Consider the following 23,682-nt stretch of genomic DNA (forward strand, 5'->3'; position numbering starts at 1 on the left):
TGTCTCCCGTTCGCCTCATGCCGGGACTCCTTCGCGTGCTTCGCGGGCGTGGCGGAGGGGTTCGGGGGCGACCCAGGCGTCCAGGTCGACGTCGGCGTCCAGGAATCCGTGCACGAGCAGGAAGTCCTTCTGGACGCGCAGCAGCTCCAGCCGCTCAGGTGACAGGCCGGGGTGCAGCGAGCGGTGGAAGCCGTCGCGGTACGCGGTCGCGACGCCCTCGGCCGCCGACCGCGTCTCGCGGGCCAGGATCGCCCGGACGCCGGGCAGGTCGCCCGCGGCCCAGTCCGCGGCCCGCAGCGCCTGCTCCAGGAACGCCGCGACCAGGTCGGGGCGCTCGTCCAGCAGCCGCTCGTGGACGGTGATCGGGCGGGGCGTGCCGTTGTTGACGCGGGTCCGCGGATCGGGGTGGGCGTCCAGGTCGACACCGACCTCCAGGCCCAGCTCGCGGGCCTGGTCGGCGGCGCGCGCGCCCTTGGCGTACACCGCGTCCACGTCGCCGCGGGCCAGTTCCGCCAGGCCCGGCCACGACAGGGCGCGGTCGCGCGCGTCCCGTCCCACCGACGGCGCCAGGCCGGCGCCCACCTCGGTGAACGTGACGTCGTCGAGGGAGAGGCCGCCCTGCGCGAGCGCGCCCTTGATCCCGTGCAGGGCCATGGCGCGGGGAAAGCTGGTGGCGCGGGTGGCGGCCCAGCCGGGCAGCGCGACCCGGGCACCGCGCAGGTCCGCCGGTGCGGTGATGCCCGAGCCGGGGCGGACGAGGATGGACTGCCACTCCTCGATCCAGGTCAGCCCGATCAGCCGGGTCGGGGCGCCCGCCGAGCGGGCCGCGAGCGCGGGCACGCTGCCGCCCTCCCGGAACAGCCCGGGCAGGCCGTGGTCGAAGTGGTGCCGGGCCAGCTCGGGACCGGCGTCCTGGAGGACGCCGACCGGCAGCCCGCCGAACGCGCCGGCGAGCGTGCCGCGCGCGTGCGCGAGCCCGCTCGCGGTGGGCACCGGGCAGCGGGTGAACCAGATCTTGTCGATCGCGTCGGTGTCGGGCACGTGGCCTCCTCAGGTCGCGGGGTCGGAGATGACGCCCAGGTGGGCGAGGAACGAGCGGCGGTCGGCGGCCGCGGCGGGGTCGTCGCGGTCGCGGGGGCGTGGCCGGCCGATGGCGCGGTCGGCGGCGAACGCGCCGCCGCTGAGCACCGCGACCCGGTCGGCGAGCCGCAGCGCCTCGTCCACGTCGTGGGTGACCAGCAGCACCGCCGGGCGGTGCCGCGCGCACAGCTCGGCGACCAGGTCCTGCATCCGCAGCCGGGTCAGGGCGTCGAGCGCGGCGAACGGCTCGTCGAGCAGCAGCACCTGCGGGTCGCGGACCAGCGCCCGCGCGAGCGCCACCCGCTGCGCCTCGCCGCCCGACAGCGTCGCGGGCCGGGCGCGCTCGTACCCGTCCAGGCCGACCTCGCGCAGCGCCTCCCGCGCCGCCGGGCGGGCCGAGCGGGGCAGGCCGAGCGTCACGTTCGCCAGGACGCGCCGCGCGTGGACCAGCCGCGGCTCCTGGTAGACGGCCGTCCGGCGCGGGGCCGTCAGGACGGTGCCCGCGTCGGGGCGTTCCAGCCCGGCCAGGACGCGCAGCAGCGTCGTCTTGCCGGTGCCGCTCGGGCCGAGCAGCGCGACGAACTCGCCCCGGTGGACGTCGAGGTCGATGCCGCCGAGCACGGTCTTCGCGCCGTACGACTTGCGCAGCCCGCGGATCCGCACGGCCAGGTCGCCGCGGCCCTCGCCGGTCACCGGGCCACCAGCCGTTCCAGGGCGCGGACCGCCAGGTCGATGACCAGGCCGAGCAGCGCGTAGATGAGGACGCAGAGGACCATGTAGTCGTTGCGGTAGTACTGCTGGGCCAGCGTCACCAGGTAGCCGATGCCCTCGGTGGCGCCGATCTGCTCGGCCGCGATGAGGCCGGTGAGCGAGACCGACAGCCCGATCCGCAGCGCCATCAGGATGCTGGGCAGCGCGCTCGGCACCACGACGGCGGCGGCCAGCCGCGGCCCGCGCAGGCCGAACCCGCGCGCGGCCTCCACGACCTTGCGGTCCACGCCCCGCACGCCGAGGTAGGTGTAGGCGTACACGGGGGCGAGCGTGGCCACCGCGATCAGCACGATCTTGAACGTCTCGCCGACCCCGAACCAGGAGATGAACAGCGGGACCAGCGCCAGGAACGGGACGGCGCGCTTCATCTGGAGCGTCGGGTCGATCAGCTCCTCGCCCAGGGCGGACAGCCCGGCGGCGATGCCGAGCAGCAGCCCGAGCCCGGCGCCGGCCAGCACGCCCAGCGCCGCCCGCCGCGCGGAGGCCGCCAGGAAGTCGGCGAGCTGCCCGGTGGAGACCAGCTCGCCGAACGCCGCGGCGACCGCGCCGGGGCCGGCCAGCACGTCCGCCGGGATCCGGCCCGAGGACGTCCCGTACCACCAGGCGGCGAGCAGCAGCAGCGGGACGCTCGCGCGCAGCGCCAGGGACAGCCCCGGCGGGCGGCGGCGCGGCCCGTACGAGGGCGGCGGCTCCAGCCCGGCCGGTGCGGCGGCGGCCGGAGGTGCGCCCGCCTCCTGGAGGGTCACGGCCGTGTCCCGGACGTGAGGGCCGCGCGCAGGTCGAAGATGGCGTCCTCGGGCCGGACCGCCGTCCTGATCACGCCGTTGGCGCTGAAGACGTCGCTGACGGCCTTGACGTACGCGCCGTCCTCGCGGGCCGCGTGCCGTGGCACGTTCCCGTGCCGGGCCTTGGCGATGTCCTCGGCGAGCCGGGCGCCGGTCACGGCGGTCGGGCCCTTCTTCAGGAAGACGTTCTGGAACTTCTCCGGCTCGCGGCGCTCCTGCTCCGACAGCTCGCGCAGGACGTCCAGGAACGTGCCGACGGCCTCGGGGTGCCGGTCGAGCAGTTCGGTGCGGGCGGCCCAGATGTTGAGGTCCTTGTCGGGCAGGTCGCGGCTCTGCCGGAGGACCCTGGCGCCCTTGGCGACGACCTCCGGGTACGCGCGGACGATCGCCCACCAGGCGTCCACCTTGCCGGTGGCGAACGCCGAGGCGGCCTGGTCGGGGTTGAGGTAGACGCGCTGGACCCGGGCGGCCGGGATCCCGGCCTCCTTGAGCGCGAGCAGCAGCAGGTACTCGCCGCGCCCGCCCTTGTTGACCGCGATGCGCTTGCCCACCAGGTCGTGGACGGACCTGGCCGGGCTGCCCGCGGGGACGACCAGGCCGTCCTCGCGTGGCGCGGCCCTGTCGGTGACCGGGTCGGTGAACGCGAAGATCTTGATGTCGCGGCTGGTGGACAGGTAGCCGAGCGCGGGGGAGACGGCGCCCTCCAGGACGTTGACCGAGCGGGAGCGGACGGCGTCGATGGTCGCGGTGAACGACGCGTACGAGCCGCCCCACTCGACCCGGGCGCCCACGGCCTTCAGCCGCTTCTCCAGGATGCCCTCGCGCTTGGCGTAGGCGAGGACGCCCTCGTTGCCGGGGTCCTTGAGCCGGAGCACCGCGCCGGTGCCCGGCCCGCCGGCCGAGGCGGAGCCGTCGCAGGCGGCGGCCGCCGGGCCGAGGAGTGCTGCGGCGGCCGCGCAGGCGAGGAGCCGCGAGCGGCGCGGGCGCGGTCGGTGACGGAATGTCGGCATGGTGATGAGGCCCCTTGTCTGGGCGCGCACGGAGGTACCCGGCGCGCGGGATCTGTGAGGTGAGCGAGGTGAGGTGAGGTGAGGGAACCGCGCCGGCGTCAGGGGGACGCGGAGGTCACGGAGGCCACGGAGGTCGCGGAGGTCGCGGAACGGTGCGGGGAGGGCCCGGAGGGCGCGGTCACCGACAGAGGGTGCTGTCCAGGCGCATGTGGTCGACCACGCGCCGTACGACCAGGCTGACGTGCGGCATATTTCCTATAATTCAGGTAGGGATTGCATAAGTCAAGCGCGGCGCCTCGGGTTAGCCTGCGGCGGAGGGGCCGGTAGCCTCGTTCGGTAAAGCGAACATGATCTCGGGTGGACCGCGGAGGACGCATGGCAGAGCACGCCGGCACGGATTCGGGCGCGACGGATCCGGGGGCGACGCGATCCGCCGACACGGAGATCGGCGAGGCCCCGGCCGTGGGCTCGGTCCGCGACATGCTGGCGGCCAACCTGCGGCGCGCCCGCGCCGAGCTGGGCCTGTCGCTGTCGGAGCTGTCCCGCCGGTCGAAGATCGGCAAGGCGACGCTGTCCCAGCTGGAGGCGGGCGCGGGCAATCCGACCATCGAGACGGTGTTCAGCCTGTCGCGGGTGCTGGAGGTGCCGATCTCGGACCTCCTCGACCCGCGCCGCCCGTCCGGGCTGACCGTGGTCCGCGCGGCGAACGTCGAGGTGCTGCGCGGCGAGGGGGTGGACCTGCGGCCGCTGCGCGGCATCGAGTCCGGTGACGCGATCTTCGAGGTGTACGACCAGCGGGTCCGCGCGGACTCCCGCCAGGACTCGCTCGGCCATGTCGGCACCGAGCACACGATCGTGCAGGCGGGCCGGCTGGGCGTTCGGGTGGACGACCGGGAGGTCGAGCTCGGGCCGGGCGACTACGTCGGTTTCGAGGCCCGGCTGCCGCACAGCTACATCGCCCTGGACGGCCCCGTGCGGTCGGTCCTGCTCCTGCAGTACCGCACTGACCAGCGGCTTCACTCCTCGGTGGGGCATCCGGCCTGTTTGGCGGAGTCGCCCTGAGGGCACCCCATTGACACCGTTCGGGTCACCGTTCTAACCTCGGCGTCGTTCGGTTTAACGAACGATGTCGGGAGGATTGCGTGCGGGTTGTGGTGCTGGGCGCCGGGATCATCGGCGCGGCCTGCGCTCGCGAGCTGGCGCTCGCCGGCCACGCGGTCACCGTCCTGGAACGGGGCGGCCCCGCGGCGGCGACCACCGCGCACGGCGAGGGCAACGTCCTGGTGTCCGACAAGGGCCCCGGCCCCGAGCTGGAGCTGGCGAAGCTCTCCCGCCGCCTGTGGCCGGAGGTGCTGGACGGGGCCGCCGGCGCCGCGGCGGCCGAGTGGGACCCCAAGGGCGGCATCGTCGTCGCCACCACCGGCGACGGCGCCCGCGAGCTGGAGCGCTTCGCCGCCTCCCAGCGCGCGGCGGGCATCGACGCCCGGCCCATGGACGCCGCCGAGCTGGCCGCGGCCGAGCCGCACCTGACCCGCGACACCACCGCCGCCGTCGCCTACCCCGGGGACGCCCAGGTCCAGCCGGCCGGCGCCGCCGGCGTGCTGCTGGCCGCCGCGCTGCGGGCGGGCGCGGAGCTGCGCACCGGCTGCGAGGTCCTCGGCGCGGACACCGCCGGCGGCCGCATCACCGGAGTGCGCACCACGCTCGGCCGGGTCGGGGGCGACGCCTTCGTCAACGCCGCCGGCCCCTGGTCGGGCGCGCTGGCGGCCCGGCTCGGCGCCCCCGTCGACGTCCGCCCCCGCCGCGGCGAGGTCCTGGTCACCGCGCCGATGCCGCCGACCGTCTTCCACAAGGTCTACGACGCCGACTACGTCGGCGCGGTCGGGAGCGGCGCCGGCGACCTGCAGACGTCCGCCGTGGTGGAGTCCACCCGCGCCGGCACGCTCCTGCTGGGCTCGTCCCGCCGCCGGGTCGGCTTCGACGACCGGCTGCGCCCCGAGGTGCTCGCGGCGGTCGCCGCCAAGGCGCTGCGGCTGTTCCCCGGCCTGGCGGGCGTCCCGGTGATGCGCGCGTACGGCGGCTTCCGCCCGTACGTCCCCGACCACCTGCCGGTCATCGGCGAGGACCCGCGGCTGGCCGGCCTCTGGCACGCGAGCGGCCACGAGGGCGCCGGGATCGGCCTCTCGGTCGGCACCGCGCGCGTCCTGTCGGACCTGCTGCACGGCCGGGACCCCGAGATCGACGCCGCGCCGTTCCGCGCCGGCCGCCCCGCCGTCCTGGGCGGGCCCGCTTCCGTACCCGAGGGGGAGAACCGATGAGCCCGCGACTCGTACCGGCCGGGGCCGACGCCGTGGGGCGGACCGAGACCCCGCTGACCATCACCGTGGACGGCGAGCCGCTGCCCGGCGTGGCCGGCCAGACCATCGCGGGCGTGCTGCTGGCCGCGGGCCGCCGCTCCTGGCGCGCGGGCCCCTCCGGCGCGCCGCGCGGCGTCTTCTGCGGCATCGGCGTCTGCTTCGACTGCCTGGTCACGGTGAACGGCGCCCGCGACGTCCGCGCCTGCCGCCGCCGCGCCGCCGACGGCGACGCCGTCATCACCCAGTCCCGCGCGGATGGGCGCGCGGAGCGCGCGGAGAAGGAGGAGCGCTGATGGGCCGCCGCGAGGCGATCGCCGCGGGCCGGACCCGCGCGCGCACGGAGGAGGCCCGGTGACGCGGCACGTCGTGATCGTCGGAGCCGGGCCCGCCGGGCTCGCGGCCGCCGCCGCCGCGCTGCGCGCCGGTGCCCGGGTGACCCTGCTCGACGCGGCCGAGGCGCCCGGCGGCCAGTACCACCGCATGCCGCCGGCGGCGTTCGCCGCCGAGCGGCCCGGGCGGCTGCACCACGGCTGGGACGACTTCGAGCGGCTGCGCGACCACGTCCTCGGCCACCCGCGGTGCGCGTGGTGGGCCGAGAGCGCGGTGTGGTCCCTGGAACGTTCCGAACCGGGCGCGGACCGGCCGCCGCGGGTGCACGTCCTGCGCGGCCCCGCCGACGGGGAGGGGCGCGAGCGCCGCGTCCTCGACCCGGACGCGCTGGTCCTGGCGCCCGGCGCGCACGACCGGGTGCTGCCGTTCCCCGGGTGGGAGCTGCCCGGGGTGTTCACCGCCGGCGCCGCGCAGGCCCTGGCCAAGGGCGAGCGCCTCGCCGTCGGCGACGACGTCGTGATCGCCGGCTCCGGCCCGTTCCTGCTGCCGGTCGCCGCGTCGCTGCTGGAGGCGGGCTCGCGCGTCCGCGAGGTGCTGGAGGCCAACCCGCCCGCGGCCGTGCTGCGCGGCTGGGGACGCCGCCCCTGGGAGCTGGCCTCCCAGACCGGCAAGGCCGCCGAGCTGGCCGAGTACGCGGCGCTGCTGGCCCGGCACCGCGTCCCGTACCGGATGGGCCGCGCCGTCGTGGAGGCCCGCGGCGACGGCCGCGTGGAGGAGGTGGTCACCGCCCGGCTGCGCGCCGACTGGTCGGTGGTCCCCGGCACCGCGCGAACCGTCCCGGTCGACGCGGTGTGCGTCTCCCACGGCTTCACCCCGCAGCTCGAACTGCCCGTCGCCGCGGGCTGCGCGCTGCGGCGCGTCTCGGCGGCCGAGTCGTACGTCGAGGTGGACGGCGGCCTGCGGACCTCCGTCCCCGGCGTGTACGCGGCCGGGGAGATCACCGGGATCGCCGGCGCCCCCGCGGCCCGCGCCGAGGGGCTGCTGGCCGGCTGGCTCGCCGGCGGCGGCGCGGCGGGCGCGCCCGAGGCCGGCCGGCTGCGCGCGCGCGTCGAGCAGGGCGCCCGCTTCGCCGCCCGGCTCGCCGCGGCGCATCCGATCGGCGGCGGCTGGCCCGGCTGGCTGCGCTCCGGAACGATCGTGTGCCGGTGCGAGGAGACCTCGTACGGCGACCTCCGCGCGGCGGCCGGGGATCGCGCGGGCGGCGCCGCGCGGGCCGTGAAGCTGCGCACCCGCGCCGGGCTCGGCCCGTGCCAGGCCCGGATGTGCGGGCCGACCGTCGCCGAGCTGCTGGCCCGCCGCGCCGCCGGCACGCCGGGGCGCCCCGCCGAGGGGCTCGCCGCGGCCACGCCCCACCACAGACCGCTCGCCCAGCCGATCCGGCTCGGCGAGCTCGCCACCCCTCCCGTATCACCCGATTCACCCCCTGATGAGAAAGAGAACGCCCGATGAGCAGTGAGAAGAAGGTCGAGAGCCTCGGCGGCGTCATCGTGGCGACGGCCCTGCCGTACTACGAGGACGCCTCCGCGCCCGCGGGCCTGGCGGTCGACTACGACCGGTTCGCCGAGCACTGCCGCTGGCTGGTCGACAGCGGCTGCCGCGGCGTGGGCCCCAACGGCTCGCTCGGCGAGTACTCGTCGCTGACCGACGAGGAGCGCCGCCGCGTCGCCCGTACCGCGGTGGAGACCGTCGGCGCCGACGGCGTCGTGGTGGTCGGCGTCCACGGACCCGGCTCCCACCAGGCGCGGCACTGGACGGAGATCGCGGCCGAGGACGGCGCGGACGGCGTGCTGTGCCTGCCGCCGACCATGTACCGCGCCAACCGCGGCGAGGTCATCGCCCACTACGAGGCGGTCGCCTCCGTCGGCCTCCCGGTCATGATCTACAACAACCCGATCGACACCAAGGTCGACCTGACCCCCGACCTGGTCGCCGAGATCGCGCAGATCGAGAACATCGTCGCGATCAAGGAGTTCTCCGGCGACGTGCGGCGGATCCTGGAGATCAAGGAGAAGGCGCCCGGCATCGAGATCGTCGCCGGCGCCGACGACGTGACCCTGGAGGCGCTGCTGATGGGCGCCACCGGCTGGTTCGCCGGATTCCCCAACGTGTTCCCCGCCGAGTCGGCCGAGCTGTTCGAGCTCGCCACCGCCGGCCGGCTGGAGGAGGCCCGGGCCCTGTACGAGCCGCTGGTCGCCGCGTTCCGCTGGGACTCGCGCACCGAGTTCGTCCAGGCGATCAAGCTCGGCATGGAGCAGGTCGGCCGGTACGGCGGCCCCAGCCGCCCGCCGCGCGGCCCGCTCGTGGACGAGCACCGCGCCGGCGTCACCGCCGACATGGCCCGCGCCATCGACGCGCTGAAGCAGCGGAACGGCTGATGCGCGCGCGCCGTACGATCAGCGCGGTCGACTCCCACACCGAGGGGATGCCGACCCGCGTGGTCACCGGCGGCGTGGCGCCGATCCCCGGCGCCACCATGGCCGAGCGCCGCCGGTACGCGATCGGGCACCTGGACGGCCTGCGCCGCTTCCTGGTGGACGAGCCGCGCGGGCACGCCGCGATGAGCGGCGCGATCCTGCAGCCCCCGACCCGCCCGGACGCCGACTGGGGCGTGCTCTACATCGAGGTGAGCGGGTTCCTGCCGATGTGCGGCCACGGCACCATCGGCGTCGCGACCGTCCTGGTCGAGACCGGGATGGTCGAGGTCACCGAGCCGGAGACCGTCGTGCGGCTGGACACGCCCGCGGGCCTGGTCGAGGCCCGGGTGGCGGTCCGCGACGGCGCCGCCGAGCACGTCACGCTGCGCAACGTCGCCTCGTTCACGCTCGAACGGGATGCGGCCGTGACCGTCCCGGGGCTCGGCGAGGTGCGCTACGACATGGCGTACGGCGGCAACTTCTACGCCATCACCGAGCTGGCCGCGCTCGGGCTCCCGTTCGACCGGGCCCGCAAGGACGACATCCTGCGGGCCGGGCTCGACATCATGGCCGCGATCAACGAGCGGAACCGGCCGGCCCATCCCGAGGAGCCCGGGATCGGCGGCTGCAAGCACGTCCAGTTCCTGGCGCCCGGCTCGGACGCGAAGCACTCGCGCAACGCGATGGCGATCCATCCCGGCTGGTTCGACCGGTCGCCCTGCGGCACCGGCACGTCGGCGCGGATGGCGCAGCTGCACGCGCGCGGCGAGCTGCCGCTGCACGCCGAGTTCGTGAACGAGTCGTTCATCGGCACCCGCTTCACCGGCCGGCTCGTCGGCACCGCCGAGGTCGGCGGGCTCCCCGCCGTCCTGCCGGAGTTCACCGGGCGCGCCTGGATCACGGGAACGGCCGGCTACCTCCTCGACCCGGCCGACCCCTTCCCCGAGGGCTTCACGCTTTGACAGCGGGCCCGATCGAGCGCGGCAGAGCTTCGCGATCCGTCCGGTGAGGCCCGCTTCCTGCGCCGCCTCACCGGACGGGCGACGCGCTCGCGCGGCGGCCGAGGCCGCCGTCACCCTTCTCCGTTACTCCTCACCTGTGCAGGAGGGACCCCCCTTGTCCCGAGTCATGCCAGAAAAGCGTCCCCCGCAGGCCCCGCCAGGGGGACTGTTCACCCGAGCCAAACTGTTCCGACTCAAGCCCATCGACTCCTCGGAGGAGGAGACCGAGGGCGGCCTGCGCCGCACGATGGGCCTGTGGCAGCTGGTCGCCCTCAGCCTTGGCGGCCTGGTCGGCGCGGGCGTCTTCTCGCTCGCCGGCGTCGTCGCGCACGAGGACGCCGGGCCCGGCGTGATGATCTCGTTCCTGATCGCGATCATCGCCAGCAGCGCGGCCGCCCTCTGCTACGCCGAGTTCGCCGGGATGATCCCGAAGGCCGGCTCCGCCTACACCTACTCCTACGCCACCCTCGGCGAGCTGGTCGGCTGGGCGATCGGCTGGGACCTCCTGCTGGAGTACACCGCGATCGTCGCGGTCGTCGCCATCGCGATCTCCGGCTACCTGTCGTACCTGTGCGATCAGATCGGCCTTGACCTGCCCACGTGGGCGCTCGGCGCGCCCGGCACCGGCGCCGGCCACAAGGTCGACCTGTTCGCGGCGGCGCTGTGCCTGCTGCTGGCCTTCGTGCTGTCGCGCGGGACGAAGGAGTCGGCCCGCTTCGAGACCATCCTGGTCGTGGTCAAGCTGGGTATCGTGGCACTAGTGATCATCGCCGGCGCCTTCCACATCTCGGGCGGGAACTACACGCCGTTCCTGCCGTTCGGCCTCGGCGGCGCCATCACCGGCGCGGCGACCACGTTCTTCGCCGTGTACGGCTACGACGCGATGAGCGCGGCGGCCGAGGAGAGCGCCGAGGCCAAGAAGGTGCTGCCCAAGGCCATCCTGATCTCGCTCGGCATCGCCGCGGTGATCTACATCTTGGTCTGCGTCGTCATGATCGGCATGCAGGACTACCGGGAGATCGACGTCAAGAGCCCGTTCTCCAGCGGTCTCGCCTCGGTCGGCCTGGCCTGGCTCGGCACCATCGTCGCGGTCGGCGCCGTGCTGGGCGTGGCGACCTCGGCGATGGCGAACATGCTCGCGGTCACCCGCGTCTGGTTCTCGATGAGCCGGGACGGGCTGCTGCCGGAGTACTTCGCGAAGAACCACCCGCGCCGCGCCGTCCCCACCCGGGTGATCTGGCTCGTCGGCATCGGCTCGGCGGTCATCGCCGGCCTGCTGCCGATCCGCGAGGTCGCCGACCTGACCAACATCGGCATCCTGTCGGCCTTCATCGTGGTCGCCGCGGCCATCATGGTGATGCGCAGGACCAGGCCGGACCTGCCGCGCTCGTTCCGCACCCCGCTGGTGCCCCTGGTGCCGCTGGTCGGGATCGGCTTCTCGGTGTGGCTGATCTCCAACCTCGACTGGGTGACCTGGGCGCGGTTCGCCGGCTGGATGGCGCTCGGACTGATCGTTTACGGCCTGTACGGCTACCGCAACTCGGTGGAGAACCGCCGGGGCATCGACGAAGGGAGCAGCGCATGACCAGCGCGACGGACCAGGCGGTCGCGGCCGCCGTAGCCGCGGCGGACGCGTGGGCGGCCGCGCCGCCCGGGGACCGGGCACGGGCGCTGGAGGCGGCCGCGGACGCGCTGGAGGCGGCGCGCGCCGAGCTCGTCCCGCTGGCCGACTCCGAGTCCCACCTCGGCGACGCCCGGCTGAACGGCGAGCTGACGCGCACCACGTTCCAGCTCCGGCTGTTCGCCGAGCAGGTGCGCGCGGGCGGCCTGTACGACGCCCGCATCGACCGCCCCGACCCCGACTGGCCCACCGGCCCCCGCCCCGACCTGCGCCGCTACCGCACGGCGGTGGGCCCGGTGCTGGTGTTCGCGGCGAGCAACTTCCCGTTCGCGTTCAGCGTCGCGGGCGGCGACACCGCCTCCGCGCTGGCCGCCGGGTGCCCCGTGGTGGTCAAGGCCCACCCCGGCCACCCGGAGCTGTCCCGCCGGACGGCCGCGATCGTCGCCGCCGCCCTCGAGGGCGCCGGGGCGCCCGCCGGCGTGTTCGGCCTGGTCGAGGGCGAGCAGGAGGGCGTGGACGCGCTCCGGAACCCCGGCATCAAGGCCGCGGCGTTCACCGGCTCCGAGCGCGGCGGGCTCGCCCTGGCGAAGATCGCCGCCGAGCGTCCCGAGCCCATCCCGTTCTACGGCGAGCTCGGCAGCACCAACCCGGTCGTGGTCACCGCCGGCGCGGCCAGGGCGCGCGCCGAGGAGATCGCCAAGGGGTACGTGGGGTCGGTCACCCAGGGCGCCGGCCAGTTCTGCACCAACCCGGGCATCCTCTTCGTCCCCGCGGGCGACGGCCTGGTGGACCGCATCGCGGCGCTGATCGGCGAGGTCGCGGCGGCCCCGATGCTGAACGACCGGATCGAGGCGGGCTTCCTGTCGGCGGCGGACGCCCTCGGCGAGCGGCCCGGCGTCCGGCGCCTGGTCTGGCCGGCGGACGGCTCGGCCGCGCCGCGCCTGCTGGCGATGGACCTGGCCGCGTTCGCCGCGGACTACCAGGCCGCCGCGCAGGAGTGCTTCGGCCCGCTCGGCCTCGTCGTCGCCTACGAGGACCTCCGCGCGGTCGCCGAGGTGCTGGCCAAGCTCCCCGGCCAGCTCACCACGTCCCTGCACGCCGAGGCGGACGAGACCGGCGAGCTGGCCGACCTGGCCGGCGTGCTGGCCGAGCGCAGCGGCCGCGTGCTGTGGAACCAGTGGCCCACCGGCGTCTCGGTCACCCACGCCATGCAGCACGGCGGCCCGTTCCCGGCCACCACCACCCCGGCGACCACGTCGGTCGGCACGGCGGCCGCCGAGCGGTTCCTGCGCCCGGTCACGTACCAGAACTGGCCGCAGGACCTCCTGCCGCCGCCGCTGCGCGACGACAACCCGTGGAAGGTCCCGCAGCTGCTCAACTGACGGCCGGCCGAGGGGGCCGGCCCGCCGCCGGCCCCCTCAGCCGAGCTGCGCCGCCAGCTTCGCCAGGGCCGTCTCCGACGGGCTGCCCTCCTCGGCCGTCACCGTGACGAACTGGTGGTCCACGGTCCCGGGCAGGACCATCCCGATGTAGTCGAGCGAGAGCCTGCCGACGACCGGATGCAGGTACTCCTTGCGGCCGATCCCCGGCCCCTTCACGTCCTGCCGCTCCCACCAGTCGCGGAACTCCGGGCTGCTCTCCGCCAGCTCGCGGACCAGCGCCCGCGTCGCGGGGTCGCCCGGGTCGCGGCCGGTCGCCGTGCGCAGCTGCGCGACGCCGTGCCGGCTGACCTCCTCCCAGTGCACGTTGAACGTCCTCGCGCGCGGGTCGCAGAGGGCGTACCGCAGCATGTTGCGCCGCCCCTCCGGCAGCTCGGCGATGTCGCAGAAGAGCGCCGCGGCCATCGGGTTCCACGCCAGGACGTCCAGCCGGCCGTTGGTCACCCACGCGGGCGTCGGGCCGATCACCTCCAGCAGCCGCTCCACGCTGGGGTTCACCCGCTCGGGCGCGGGCTGCCGCGGCGACGGCTCGTCGCCCGCCAGCCGGTAGAGGTGGCCGCGCTCGTCGTCGTTGAGCCCCAGCGCCCGCGCCAGCGCGTCCAGCACCGACGGGGAGGGGCGGATCGTCCGGGCCTGCTCCAGCCGCATGTAGTAGTCGGGACTGATCCCGGCGAGCAGCGCCACCTCCGCCCGGCGCAGCCCCGGCGCCCGCCTGCGCCCGCCGCCGGGCAGCCCCACGTCCGAGGGCTTGATCCGGTCCCGCCGGGACCGCAGGAACGCCGCCAGCTCACGTGTCGCCATGCCCTCCAGTCTGACTGGTACCCGGAGTACTAGGCATCGGCGTGCACTGTCTGCCGCCGCGCGGCCGGGCCAGGGTGGAGACCGACCACGAGAGAAGAGGTTGGGAATGCGCTACCGCACCCTTGGAGAGAACGGGCCGCGCGTGTCGGCCCTCGGCTTCGGCGCGATGACCCTGGCGCCGGGCCCTGTACGGCGCCGTCGACGAGGACGGCGCCGCCGCCGCGCTGCTGGCCGCGCTGGCCGCCGGCGTCACGCTCGTCGACACCGCCGACATCTACGGCGAGGACGGCTACAGCGAGCGCATGATCGGCCGCGTCCTCGCCGGGCGCCGCGACGAGATCGTCCTCGCGACCAAGTTCGGCGGGAACGAGGGCGCGGACGGCGGGCTCGTCCCGGGCATGGGGCGTCCCGAGTACGTCCGCCGCGCCCTGGACGCCAGCCTGGCCCGGCTCGGCACCGACCGCGTCGACCTCTACTACCTGCACCGGCTGGATCCGACGACGCCGGTCGAGGAGACCGCCGGCGCGCTCGGCGAGCTGGTCGCGGAAGGCAAGATCGGCGGGTACGGCCTGTCGGAGGTGTCGGCGCGGACCCTGCGCCGGGCCCACGCCGTCCACCCGGTCACGGCCCTGCAGACCGAGTACTCGCCGTTCCACCGGGACCCCGAGGCCGAGGTCCTGCCGGCCTGCGCGGAACTGGGCGTCGCGTTCGTCGCGTACAGCCCGCTGGGCCGCGGGATCATCGGCGGTAACGTGCGCGCCGCCGCCGACCTCGACCGGGACGACTGGCGCCGGAACAACCCGCGCTTCCAGGCGGAGAACCTGGACCACAACGTCTCGCTCGCCGACCGCGTCGCCGGGCTCGCGGCCGAGCACGGCGTCACCGGCGCCCAGCTCGCGCTGGCGTGGCTGATGCGCCGCGGCGCCGTCCCGATCCCGGGCACCCGCCGCGCCGCCAACGCCCGCGCCAACGCGGCCGCCGCGGACCTGTCCCTGGACGACTCCGCCTTCGCGCGCCTGGAGGAGATCGTCCCCCCGGGCGCGGTGGCCGGGCGGCAGGCCCACGACTCCTACCTGGCCAACATCGACACGGCCTGACGCGGCGGGCGGGTCAGGCGGCGCAGAACTCGTTGCCCTCGGGGTCGAGCATGACCCACCAGCGGCCCGCCGGGCCCCGGTCGACCTCGCGGACGCGGGTCGCGCCCAGCGACTCCAGCCGTTCCACCAGCTCGTCGAGGCCGCCGGGGCCGGCGTGGACGTCGATGTGCAGGCGGTTCTTGCCGGACTTGCCCTCCGGGACGTCCTGGAAGAGCAGCCGCCGCCCCTGCCCGACCCCGCTGGTCTCGTCGAACGGGTCGTCCGGGTGCCGGATCGCGGCGTACCCGCGGAAGGTCCGGCGGTCCCCGTGCCCGGCGACCGCGTCCGCGCCGATGTGGCCGGCGGCCAGCAGCCGCTCGACGAGGGCGGTGGGGTCCTCGATCTCGTACCCCAGCGCCCCCGCCCAGAAGTCGGCGAGCACGCGCGCGTCGCCGCTGTCGATGACGAGTTTCCAGCTCAGTGCCATGTAACCGTTTATACTGGTTACCTGAGTGCGCCGCAACCTCCCGGGCCGGCCCGGGAGGCCGCGGAGGTCAGCGGGCCGGGAGGCAGCCGCAGGGCGGGGTGCGGAGCCGGGTGGCGGCGGCGAGGGGCTCCTTCGCGGCGGCCTCGACGGCGGCGAGCATCCGCTCGCGTCCGGCGCGGGTGATGAGGCGGCCCCTGGTCACCACCTCGCCGACCCGCCGGGTGTTGCGGATGTCGGCCAGCGGGTCGGCGTCCAGGACGACGAGGTCGGCGGCCTTCCCGGGGGTGACCGTTCCCATCGTGCCGCCGCGGCCCAGGTAGCGGGCGGCGTCGCGGGTCATCGTCTGGAGCGCCTGCATCGGGGTCAGGCCCGCCTCGGCCAGCAGCTCCAGCTCGTCGTGGACGCCGAAGCCGGGGAAGCAGTACGGGTTGCCGCAGTCCGTCCCGCCGAGGACGCCCACGCCCGCCTCGTACATCTCGCCGACCAGGCGCACCTGGAAGCGGAAGTACGCGGCCTGCCGCGCGACGTCCTCGGGGGTCGACGGGGCGTTCAGCCGGACGGCGTTCGCCCAGACCGGGTGCAGCGCCTCGGGGATGTACTTCAGCCGCGGGTCGCCGGCGTAGGTGTCGGGAGGCGAGGTCATCACACGGTTCACCGTCAGCGTCGGCGACTGCCAGGTGCCGGCGCGGCGCCAGTGGCCGTACACCGACCGCGCCTTCGCCGGGCTGTAGGTGGCGGCGGCCCGCCGTTCCAGCTCCCGCATCGTCCTGAAGAACGCGCGGGGGTCGGCGGGGTCCAGCGGCGTGGCGGCGATGGCGCGGCGGAACTCCTCCTCGCGGGAGGACAGCGGGATCGGCATGCCGTGCAGGTGCTCGAAGCTGCGCATGCCCGCGCCGGTGACCTCGCCGACGCCGAGGCGGTACACGTGGTGCCCGGCGAGAGGCAGGCCGGCGGCGCGCGCCTCGGCCGCGATGGCGTCCAGGAGCTCCCGGTCGAGATACGAGTAGATCTTGACGAAGTCGGCGCCGTTGCGCGCGTCCTCGCGGACGGCGGCGCGCGCCTCGTCCGGCGTGCGCACCAGCGCCGCGGGCGGGCCCAGCAGGGAGACCGGGCCGTCGATGATGTTGCCGGCCAGCACCATCCGGGGCCCGAGCACCTCGCCGGAATCCATCCGCCGGCGGATCTCGCGGGCCTCGGCGTAGCCCCACATCTCGCGGATCCCGGTGACGCCGTTCGCCAGGTACAGCGGCGGGCTGATCTTCTCCAGCTCGGTCCAGTGGGTGTGCATGTCCCACAGCCCCGGGATCACGTACCGGCCGCGCGCGTCCACCACCCGCGCCCCGGCGGGCGCCGGCATCTCGCGCCGGTGGCCGGTCCAGGCGATCCGGTCGCCCACCAGGACCACGGTCGCGTCGCGGCGCGGGGGAGCGCCGGTGCCGTCGATCAGCGTGCCCCCGGTCACCACGATGACCGGGGACGCCGCCCGCGCGTCCGCAGCCAGGACGGCGGGCAGGGCCCCGGCCACCCCGGCCCCGCCCGCCAGTGACAGCCAGCGCAGGAAATCCCGCCGGCTCGTGTCGTACGCGTGCTCGTCGCGCCCCATCGAGGCCCCTTCGATCGTCCGGCGCCGCCCCCTGGGATCATCGCCTCCGGACGCGCCCGCCGTAGAGGGCCGTGGCCGCCTCCGGCCCCGATCGGTTCAGCCGACGTACCGGCCGGCGTACTCGGCGGCGGGGGCGATGGGGGTGATGACGTCGATCAGGACGCCGTCCGGGTCGGCGACGATGAAGTGGCGCTGGCCGAAGTCCTCGCTGCGGATCTCCAGTTCGGGCTTCAGGCCCGCCCGGAGGACCAGGCGGTCCCACTCGGCGTCGACGTCCTCGACCTCGAAGTTGAGGAGGAGGCCCGCGACCGGGGTGCGGTACGGGGCGGGCAGCGTCGGGTGAGTGTGGTCGAGCAGGGCGAGCTCGTACGCCGGCGGGCCGGGGCGGCGCAGGCTCACGTACCAGTCGGCCTCGAACGTCGTCTCGAAGCCCAGCAGGCCGGTGTAGAAGTCGCGGGACTCCTGGATCCGGGCGGTGCAGACCACCGGGTAGAAGCTGGTCAGCTGCATGGTCTCGTCCTTTCGCGTACCATCGGTATGTCAATGACGCTATTTCGCATACCGCTGGTATGTCAAACGGGAGGTGCGATGCCGCCGGTCACCAGGACGGAGCAGCGCGAGCGGACGAGGCGGACGCTGCTGCGGGTCGGCAGGAGCCTCTTCGCGGCGCGCGGGTACGGCGACGTCGGGCTGGCGGAGATCGTCCAGGCCGCCGGGGTCACCAAGGGGGCGCTCTACCACCACTTCGACGGCAAGGCCGCGCTCTTCCGCGCCGTCCTGGAGGAGGTGCAGCGGGAGGTGGGCGACGCCGTGGCACGGGCGGCCGACGCGCACGAGGACTCCTGGACGCGGCTCACGGCCGGCTGCCGGGCGTTCCTGGCCGCCGGCACGGACCCGGGCGTCCAGCGGATCCTCCTGATCGACGGCCCGGCCGTGCTCGGCTGGGCGGAGTGGCGCGCGATGGACGAGGCCGCCTCCGCCCGGCACCTGGCCGAGGCGCTGGCCGAGCTCGTCGCCGAGGGCGTGATCGTCCGGCAGCCGGTCGCGCCGCTGGCGCACCTGCTGTCGGGCGCCATGAACGAGGCCGCGCTGTGGCTGGCCACCTCGGCGGAGCCCGCCGGCCTGGAGGACGTCTGGGCCGCGCTGGCGCGCATGCTGGAGGCGCTGCGGGAGCGGAATGCCCCGGAGGTGCGCGGGGGTTGACGAAGTGAGGGCCTATTCGAGGGGCTGTTCAAGGGGGAATGCGCCATGGCCACCGTCGAGCTGACCAAGGACCGCTTCGACGAGACGGTCGACGGGGACGGGCTCGTGCTGATCGACTTCTGGGCGGGCTGGTGCGCACCGTGCCGGTCGTTCGCGCCGGTATACGAGCGGGTGTCGGAGAAGCACCCGGACGTGGTGTTCGCCAAGGTCGACACCGAGTCCGAGCCGGAGCTGGCGGCCGCGTTCGAGGTGACCTCGATCCCGACGCTGGCGATCGTGCGCGACCGGATGGTCCTGTTCGCGCAGGCGGGCGCCCTGCCCGAGAACGCGCTGGAGGACCTGATCTCCCAGGCCGAGGCGCTCGACATGGACGAGGTGCGCCGCCGGGCGGACTAGGCGCCGACCCAGATCGTCTTGGTGTTGCAGAACGCGTGCATGCCCTGCTCTGACAGCTCGCGGCCGTAGCCGGAGTTCTTGACGCCGCCGAACGGCAGCTCGGGGTAGGACGTGACGGCGCCGTTGACGAAGACCTGGCCGGACTCCAGCTCGTTCGCGAACCGCTCGCGCTCGGCCGGGTCCTCGGTCCAGGCGTTGGCGCCCAGGCCGAAGTCGGTGGCGTTGGCCAGCGCGACGGCCTCGTCGAGGCTCTCCACGCGGAAGAGCGAGGCGACGGGGCCGAAGACCTCCTCCCGGTACATCCGCATGCCCGGCGCGACCCCGGTGATCACGGTCGGCGGGTAGAACCAGCCGGGACCGTCCGGGCGCTCGCCGCCGCACAGGACGGTGGCGCCGGCCGCCACGGCGTCGGCGACCTGCTCCTCGACGTCCGAGCGGCCCTTCTCGGTGGCCAGCGGCCCCACGTCGGTCGACTCGTCCATGGGGTCGCCCACGCGCCGGGCGCTCATGTGCTCGACGAAGCGCCGCTCGAACTCGTCGTAGACGTCCGCGTGGACGATGAAGCGCTTGGCGGAGATGCAGCTCTGCCCGTTGTTGAGGCAGCGCGACGTGGCGGCGGTCTCGGCGGCGCGGGCGAGGTCGGCCGACGGCATCACCACGAACGGGTCGCTGCCGCCCAGTTCCAGCACGCTCGGCTTGACCTCCGACCCGGCGGCCGCCCCGACCGACCGGCCGGCGGGCTCGCTGCCGGTGAGCGTGGCGCCCCGCACCCGGCGGTCTCGGATGATCTCCTCGACCCGGTCCGAGCCGACGAGCAGCGTCTGGAACGCGCCTTCGGGGAACCCGGCGCGGCGGAACAGGTCCTCCAGGAAGAGCGCGGTCTGCGGGACGTTCGAGGCGTGCTTCAGCAGCCCGGTGTTGCCCGCCATCAGGGCCGGCGCGGCGAACCTGATCACCTGCCAGAGCGGGAAGTTCCACGGCATCACGGCCAGCACCGGCCCGATCGGCAGGAAGCGGATGAACGCCCGCTCGGCGTCCACGGCGGCGGCGTCGGCGGGCCGGTCGGCCAGGAACGACCCGGCGTTGGCGGCGTAGAACCGGCACGCCTTGGCGCACTTGAGCGCCTCGGCGCGGGCCGCCCCGATCGTCTTGCCCATCTCGGTCGTCATCATGGCCGCGATCGGCCCGGACTCCTCCTCCAGGATCCCGGCGGCCGCCTCCATCCACCGCGCGCGCTCGTCGAGGCCGGTCCTCCGCATCCCCGCGAACGCCTCCGCCGAACGGTCCAGCCGCTCGTCGATCTCCTTGCCGTTGAGCGCGTCGAAGGTGCGCTCCACCCGGCCCGTGGCGGGATTGGTCGTCGCGATGCCCATGCCCGGGTGGTGCCCGAGGCGCGCTACCGGAAACCGCCATGATCAAACGTGATCCGGCCCACAAAAGGGTTTGACCGGAACATGGGTTTAGGCGCCAGTGGTTGAAGGTTCCTGTGCCTCTCCACGAAGGATGATTACCTTGGCACTGCCTGCCATGTTGCGCTCTCTGCGCCACCATAACTATCGCATGTGGGCCACCGCGGACCTGATTTCGGTCACCGGGACCTGGATGCAGGTGCTGGCCCTCAACTGGCTGATCCTCTCGATCACGGGCTCGGCGACCAGCGTCGGCGTCGGCCTGCTCCTGCAGACCGTCCCCACCCTGCTGCTGTCGCCGTGGGGAGGCGTGCTCGCCGACCGGCTGCCGGCCCGCTTCGTCGTCATGACCGGCCAGGTCCTCCAGGCCGGGCTGTCGGCCGCGCTGGCGTTCATGGCGGCGGGCGAGCCGGGCTCGACGGCGCCGCTGTACGCGATCTCGTTCGTCTCCGGCGCCGTCACGGCCCTTACCGGCCCGTCGCTCGGGCGGTTCGGCGCCGAGGTCGTGGGCCGCGAGGACCTGTCGAACGCGCTGGCGCTGGGCTCGATGCTCAGCTCCGCCGGGCGGATCCTGGGCATGAGCCTGGCCGGCGTGGTCATCGCGGCCGTGGGCACGGCCGGCGCCTTCGCGGCGAACGCCGCCAGCTTCGGCGCGGTGATCGTCGCCCTGGCGCTGATGCGCGCCCGCGAGCTGCACCGCATGCCCCGCGCCGAGAAGGGCGAGCGCGGCATCGTGCCGGGCCTGAAGTACGTCCTGCGCACCCCGTGGATGCTGGCCACCCTCGGCCTGGCGTTCGTCCTGGGCAGCCTGGGCCGCAACTACCAGGTGACGATGGCCGCCATGAGCGAGGGCCCGCTGGACGGCGGCGCCTCCGCGTACGGCGCGCTGTCGGTCGCCTTCGCGATCGGCACCGTCATCGGCGGCTTCTACGCCGCCGCCCGCGCCCGGCTGACGCCGGCGCTGCTGCTGGTCATGGCGGCGCTGTGCTCGATCGGCCAGCTGGCCAGCGGCGCCTCTCCGAACGTGCTGCTCTTCGGCGCCGTCCTGCTGCCGATCGCGGCGGGCGCGGTGGTGATCGACACGACCGTCAGCACCCGGGTGCAGCTGGACAGCCCCGAGCGCCTGCGCGGCCGCGTGATCGCCGCGCAGGGCATGGTCGGCGCCGCCTCCGGCGCGGTGGGCGGCCCGCTGCTGGGCGCCATGAGCGACGCCCTCGGCCCCCGTGCCGCGCTGTCGCTGGCCGGCGCGATCAGCCTGGCGGCCGCGCTCGCCGCCGCCGTCGCGCTGTGGCGGATGGGCAGGATCTCCCTGTTCGGCCGGACCCGCGCCGTCCCCGAGCCCGCCGGAGAGGCCGCCGCCGGCGGCGTCCCCACCCCGGTCCCGGCCGCCACCCCGGCCCCGGCCGTCACCTCAGTCCCGGTCGCCGCCCCAGTCCCGGCAGCCACCCCGGTTCCGGCTCCCGCCTCGGTCCAGGTCCCGGCCCCCGCCCCGGTCCCGGCTCCGGCGCACGGCCCCGTTCCCGTGCCCGCCCCCGCGGCGGCCGCGGCGGCCCCGTAGCGGAGCGGAACCGGCCCGACCCGCCCGACAATCCAGAACGCCCCGGCCACCGCACGGTGGCCGGGGCGTCCGGGCTCTGACACACCGATCCCGGGGGAGCCGGGGCGCCGGAACGGGCGCGACCCTATGATCACCTGTGGCATGGGGCCGCGATGCGGGGAAGGACAGGGGAGCCGCGTCCGGGGACGGCCCGGCCGGCTGGTTGAGGAGATGAGGGGAATGGCCGATATCACCGAGAGCTCCGAGTGGGCGGCGCTGGCCGCGCACCACCAGGAGGGCCCGGCCGGGCGGCACCTGCGCGACCTGTTCGCCGAGGACCCGGGACGCGCCGAGCGGATGTCGGCCACGGGCGGCGACCTCTACCTGGACTACTCCAAGCACCGGGCGACCGGGGAGACGATCCGGCTGCTGGTGGCGCTGGCGGAGCGGGCCGGGCTGCGGGAGCGCACCGAGGCCATGTTCGCCGGCGAGCACATCAACGTCAGCGAGGACCGCGCCGTCCTGCACACGGCCCTGCGGCTGCCCCGGGACGCGTCCCTGACGGTGGACGGCCGGGACGTGGTCGCCGACGTGCACGAGGTCCTGGACCGCATGTCGGACTTCTCCGGCAAGGTGCGTTCAGGGCAGTGGACCGGGTTCACCGGCAAGCCCATCCGCACCGTGGTCAACATCGGCATCGGGGGCTCCGACCTCGGCCCCGCGATGGCGTACGAGGCGCTCCGCGACTACGCCGACGCCGGGATCGCCTGCCGGTTCGTGTCCAACATCGACCCCGCCGACATCGCCGGGACGCTCGCCGACCTCGATCCCGAGCAGACGCTGGTGATCGTCAGCTCCAAGACGTTCGGCACCCTGGAGACCCTCGCCAACGCGCGCGCCGCGCGGGCCTGGCTGGTGGACCGGCTCGGCGACGAGAAGGCCGTGTCGCGGCACTTCGTGGCGGTCTCCACCAACGCCGAGCGGGTCGCGGCGTTCGGGATCGACACCGCCAACATGTTCGGGTTCTGGGACTGGGTCGGCGGCCGCTACTCGATGGACGGCGCGATCGGCCTCTCGCTGATGATCGCGATCGGGCCGGAGCGGTTCCGCGAGATGCTCGGCGGGTTCCACGCCATGGACGACCACTTCCGGCGGGCGCCGTTCGAGCAGAACCTGCCCGTGATCATGGGGATGCTGGGCGTCTGGTACACCGACTTCTTCGGCGCGCAGACGCACGCCGTGCTGCCCTACAGCCAGCGGCTGTCCCGGTTCCCGGCCTACCTCCAGCAGCTGACCATGGAGTCCAACGGCAAGTCCGTGCGCGCGGACGGGGCGCCGGTCGTGGCGCAGACCGGGGAGATCTTCTGGGGCGAGCCCGGCACGAACGGGCAGCACGCCTTCTACCAGCTGCTGCACCAGGGCACCCGGCTGGTGCCGGCGGACTTCATCGGGTTCGCCGAGCCGTTCGAGGACGTCCAGGCCGACGGCGGCGGCATGCACGACCTGCTCACCGCGAACATGCTGGCGCAGACCTCGGCGCTGGCGTTCGGCAAGACCGCCGAGGAGATCGCGAACGAGGGCACCCCGGCGGAGATCGTCCCGCACAAGGTGATGCCGGGCAACCGGCCGACCAGCACGATCATCGCGCCTCGGCTGACGCCGGCGGTGCTGGGGCAGCTCATCGCCCTGTACGAGCACATCGTGTTCGTGCAGGGGACGGTCTGGGGGATCGACTCGTTCGACCAGTGGGGCGTCGAGCTGGGCAAGGCGCTGGCCCAGGACCTGGTCCCGGCGCTGACCTCGGCCGAGCCGGTCGACGGGGCGCCCGACCCGTCGACCGCGGCGCTGGTGCGGCTCTACCGGCGGCGCCGGGGCCGCGCGGTCTGACCACCCCGCCCGGGCGGGCGAGCACCCCGCCCGGGCGGCCGGGGGCGGGGCGCGCGGTCAGGCGCGCGCCGTGCCGACGCCCTCGGCCCATCCCTGGGTCTCGAGCAGGGCGCGCAGCTCGGGGAGGCTGATGAAGCCGTCGCGATTGGTGTCCGCCCGTTCGAACCTGTCCTGGACCTCGGCGCGCGTCCACGACAGCCCGAGGCTGTCGAGCACCATCCCGAACTCCATCAGGTCGAGCCTGTCGTCACCGCCGAGGTCGGACCGCGCGAACACGGAATGGAGGTCGCCCCCGGTCGGTTTCGTGGTCATATCACTCCTTGTTTCGGTCGATGGTGCCCCGCATCATGTCATATGCGCAGGGCCCTTTCCGGTGTGAAACGCCGCCGTACGCGGCCTGGTTCCCGCTACGGGC

23 protein-coding genes are annotated in these 23,682 nt (G+C 74.8%); 13 read left to right on the forward strand and 10 right to left on the reverse strand.

The features are described 5' to 3' along the window. Positions 1-15: 15 nt before the first annotated feature. Genes ACA361_RS23615 through ACA361_RS23630 form a run of 4 tightly spaced genes read right to left on the reverse strand, consistent with a single transcriptional unit; the run spans position 16 to position 3,646 of the window. A complete protein-coding gene (locus ACA361_RS23615) occupies positions 16-1,041 on the reverse strand; it encodes an ABC transporter substrate-binding protein (protein ID WP_375015079.1) in 1,026 nt (341 codons plus the stop codon). Positions 1,042-1,050: 9 nt separating this feature from the next. After that, positions 1,051-1,773: an ABC transporter ATP-binding protein gene (locus ACA361_RS23620; RefSeq protein ID WP_375015081.1), complete on the reverse strand. Its 723-nt coding sequence runs from the start codon at positions 1,771-1,773 to the stop codon at positions 1,051-1,053. Further along, positions 1,770-2,597: an ABC transporter permease gene (locus ACA361_RS23625; RefSeq protein WP_375015083.1), complete on the reverse strand. Its 828-nt coding sequence runs from the start codon at positions 2,595-2,597 to the stop codon at positions 1,770-1,772. The genes ACA361_RS23620 and ACA361_RS23625 overlap by 4 nt, the downstream gene beginning before the upstream one ends. Next, a complete protein-coding gene (locus tag ACA361_RS23630; RefSeq protein WP_375015085.1) occupies positions 2,594-3,646 on the reverse strand; it encodes an NrtA/SsuA/CpmA family ABC transporter substrate-binding protein in 1,053 nt (350 codons plus the stop codon). Before ACA361_RS23630 ends, ACA361_RS23625 begins: the two co-directional genes overlap by 4 nt. Positions 3,647-4,021: 375 nt before the next feature. Here ACA361_RS23630 and ACA361_RS23635 point away from each other — a divergent pair, with 375 nt between their 5' ends. The 8 genes from ACA361_RS23635 to ACA361_RS23670 all read left to right on the forward strand — a co-directional run bounded on the left by ACA361_RS23635 (position 4,022) and on the right by ACA361_RS23670 (position 12,811). After that, the gene (locus ACA361_RS23635) at positions 4,022-4,708 is read left to right on the forward strand and encodes a helix-turn-helix domain-containing protein (RefSeq protein ID WP_375015087.1); all 687 of its coding nucleotides are present in this window, start codon (positions 4,022-4,024) and stop codon (positions 4,706-4,708) included. 80 nt (positions 4,709-4,788) lie between these two features. Continuing rightward, the gene (locus tag ACA361_RS23640; protein WP_375015089.1) at positions 4,789-5,964 is read left to right on the forward strand and encodes an NAD(P)/FAD-dependent oxidoreductase; all 1,176 of its coding nucleotides are present in this window, start codon (positions 4,789-4,791) and stop codon (positions 5,962-5,964) included. Then, positions 5,961-6,296 (forward strand): (2Fe-2S)-binding protein, encoded by a 336-nt coding sequence (locus ACA361_RS23645; protein ID WP_375015091.1) that lies wholly within the window; start codon positions 5,961-5,963, stop codon positions 6,294-6,296. The genes ACA361_RS23640 and ACA361_RS23645 overlap by 4 nt, the downstream gene beginning before the upstream one ends. A 58-nt stretch (positions 6,297-6,354) precedes the next feature. Further along, positions 6,355-7,842, forward strand: a complete 1,488-nt coding sequence (locus ACA361_RS23650; protein ID WP_375015093.1) for an NAD(P)/FAD-dependent oxidoreductase — start codon at positions 6,355-6,357, stop codon at positions 7,840-7,842. Then, on the forward strand, positions 7,839-8,768 hold the full coding sequence (locus ACA361_RS23655; protein ID WP_375015095.1) for a dihydrodipicolinate synthase family protein: 930 nt from the start codon (positions 7,839-7,841) through the stop codon (positions 8,766-8,768). Before ACA361_RS23650 ends, ACA361_RS23655 begins: the two co-directional genes overlap by 4 nt. After that, positions 8,768-9,769 (forward strand): proline racemase family protein, encoded by a 1,002-nt coding sequence (locus ACA361_RS23660; protein WP_375015097.1) that lies wholly within the window; start codon positions 8,768-8,770, stop codon positions 9,767-9,769. Before ACA361_RS23655 ends, ACA361_RS23660 begins: the two co-directional genes overlap by 1 nt. A 166-nt stretch (positions 9,770-9,935) precedes the next feature. Beyond that, positions 9,936-11,393 carry an amino acid permease gene (locus ACA361_RS23665; protein WP_375015099.1) on the forward strand — a complete coding sequence of 486 codons (1,458 nt, stop codon included), beginning with the start codon at positions 9,936-9,938 and terminating at the stop codon, positions 11,391-11,393. After that, complete coding sequence (locus ACA361_RS23670) at positions 11,390-12,811, forward strand: aldehyde dehydrogenase (NADP(+)) (RefSeq protein WP_375015101.1); 1,422 nt, start codon at positions 11,390-11,392, stop codon at positions 12,809-12,811. The genes ACA361_RS23665 and ACA361_RS23670 overlap by 4 nt, the downstream gene beginning before the upstream one ends. A 36-nt stretch (positions 12,812-12,847) precedes the next feature. On the opposite strand, the gene ACA361_RS23675 is transcribed toward ACA361_RS23670, so the two are convergent. Next, the gene (locus tag ACA361_RS23675; RefSeq protein ID WP_375015103.1) at positions 12,848-13,669 is read right to left on the reverse strand and encodes a helix-turn-helix transcriptional regulator; all 822 of its coding nucleotides are present in this window, start codon (positions 13,667-13,669) and stop codon (positions 12,848-12,850) included. Positions 13,670-13,905: 236 nt separating this feature from the next. On the opposite strand from ACA361_RS23675, the gene ACA361_RS23680 reads away from it, so the two are divergent. Beyond that, on the forward strand, positions 13,906-14,766 hold the full coding sequence (locus ACA361_RS23680) for an aldo/keto reductase (RefSeq protein ID WP_375015513.1): 861 nt from the start codon (positions 13,906-13,908) through the stop codon (positions 14,764-14,766). Between the two features lie 13 nt (positions 14,767-14,779). Here the strand turns inward: ACA361_RS23680 and ACA361_RS23685 are convergent, their stop codons facing one another. From ACA361_RS23685 to ACA361_RS23695, 3 genes are all read right to left on the reverse strand, one after another. After that, positions 14,780-15,232, reverse strand: coding sequence for a VOC family protein (locus tag ACA361_RS23685; protein ID WP_375015105.1), 453 nt, complete (start codon positions 15,230-15,232; stop codon positions 14,780-14,782). A 67-nt stretch (positions 15,233-15,299) separates the two neighbouring features. Further along, on the reverse strand, positions 15,300-16,835 hold the full coding sequence (locus ACA361_RS23690) for an amidohydrolase family protein (RefSeq protein ID WP_375015107.1): 1,536 nt from the start codon (positions 16,833-16,835) through the stop codon (positions 15,300-15,302). Between the two features lie 96 nt (positions 16,836-16,931). Then, positions 16,932-17,345, reverse strand: coding sequence for a VOC family protein (locus tag ACA361_RS23695; RefSeq protein ID WP_375015108.1), 414 nt, complete (start codon positions 17,343-17,345; stop codon positions 16,932-16,934). A gap of 78 nt (positions 17,346-17,423) precedes the next feature. On the opposite strand from ACA361_RS23695, the gene ACA361_RS23700 reads away from it, so the two are divergent. Both ACA361_RS23700 and ACA361_RS23705 read left to right on the forward strand, forming a co-directional pair. Beyond that, positions 17,424-18,038 carry a TetR/AcrR family transcriptional regulator gene (locus ACA361_RS23700; RefSeq protein ID WP_375015110.1) on the forward strand — a complete coding sequence of 205 codons (615 nt, stop codon included), beginning with the start codon at positions 17,424-17,426 and terminating at the stop codon, positions 18,036-18,038. A gap of 45 nt (positions 18,039-18,083) precedes the next feature. Beyond that, a complete protein-coding gene (locus tag ACA361_RS23705) occupies positions 18,084-18,434 on the forward strand; it encodes a thioredoxin family protein (protein ID WP_375015112.1) in 351 nt (116 codons plus the stop codon). On the opposite strand, the gene ACA361_RS23710 is transcribed toward ACA361_RS23705, so the two are convergent. After that, positions 18,431-19,807, reverse strand: coding sequence for an NADP-dependent succinic semialdehyde dehydrogenase (locus ACA361_RS23710; RefSeq protein WP_375015114.1), 1,377 nt, complete (start codon positions 19,805-19,807; stop codon positions 18,431-18,433). The two genes, ACA361_RS23705 and ACA361_RS23710, sit on opposite strands and share 4 nt — an antisense overlap. Before the next feature lie 154 nt (positions 19,808-19,961). Here ACA361_RS23710 and ACA361_RS23715 point away from each other — a divergent pair, with 154 nt between their 5' ends. Then, entirely contained in the window at positions 19,962-21,401 is a 1,440-nt protein-coding gene (locus ACA361_RS23715) for an MFS transporter (protein WP_375015116.1), read from the forward strand. A gap of 219 nt (positions 21,402-21,620) precedes the next feature. Then, positions 21,621-23,267 (forward strand): glucose-6-phosphate isomerase, encoded by a 1,647-nt coding sequence (pgi, locus tag ACA361_RS23720; RefSeq protein ID WP_375015118.1) that lies wholly within the window; start codon positions 21,621-21,623, stop codon positions 23,265-23,267. A gap of 57 nt (positions 23,268-23,324) precedes the next feature. Here the strand turns inward: pgi and ACA361_RS23725 are convergent, their stop codons facing one another. After that, complete coding sequence (locus ACA361_RS23725) at positions 23,325-23,579, reverse strand: EF-hand domain-containing protein (RefSeq protein ID WP_375015120.1); 255 nt, start codon at positions 23,577-23,579, stop codon at positions 23,325-23,327. Between the last annotated feature and the right edge of the window lie 103 nt (positions 23,580-23,682).

Origin of the sequence: Actinomadura sp. 21ATH, assembly GCF_041951345.1 — a bacterium.
Taxonomy (GTDB): Bacteria; Actinomycetota; Actinomycetes; order Streptosporangiales; family Streptosporangiaceae; genus Spirillospora.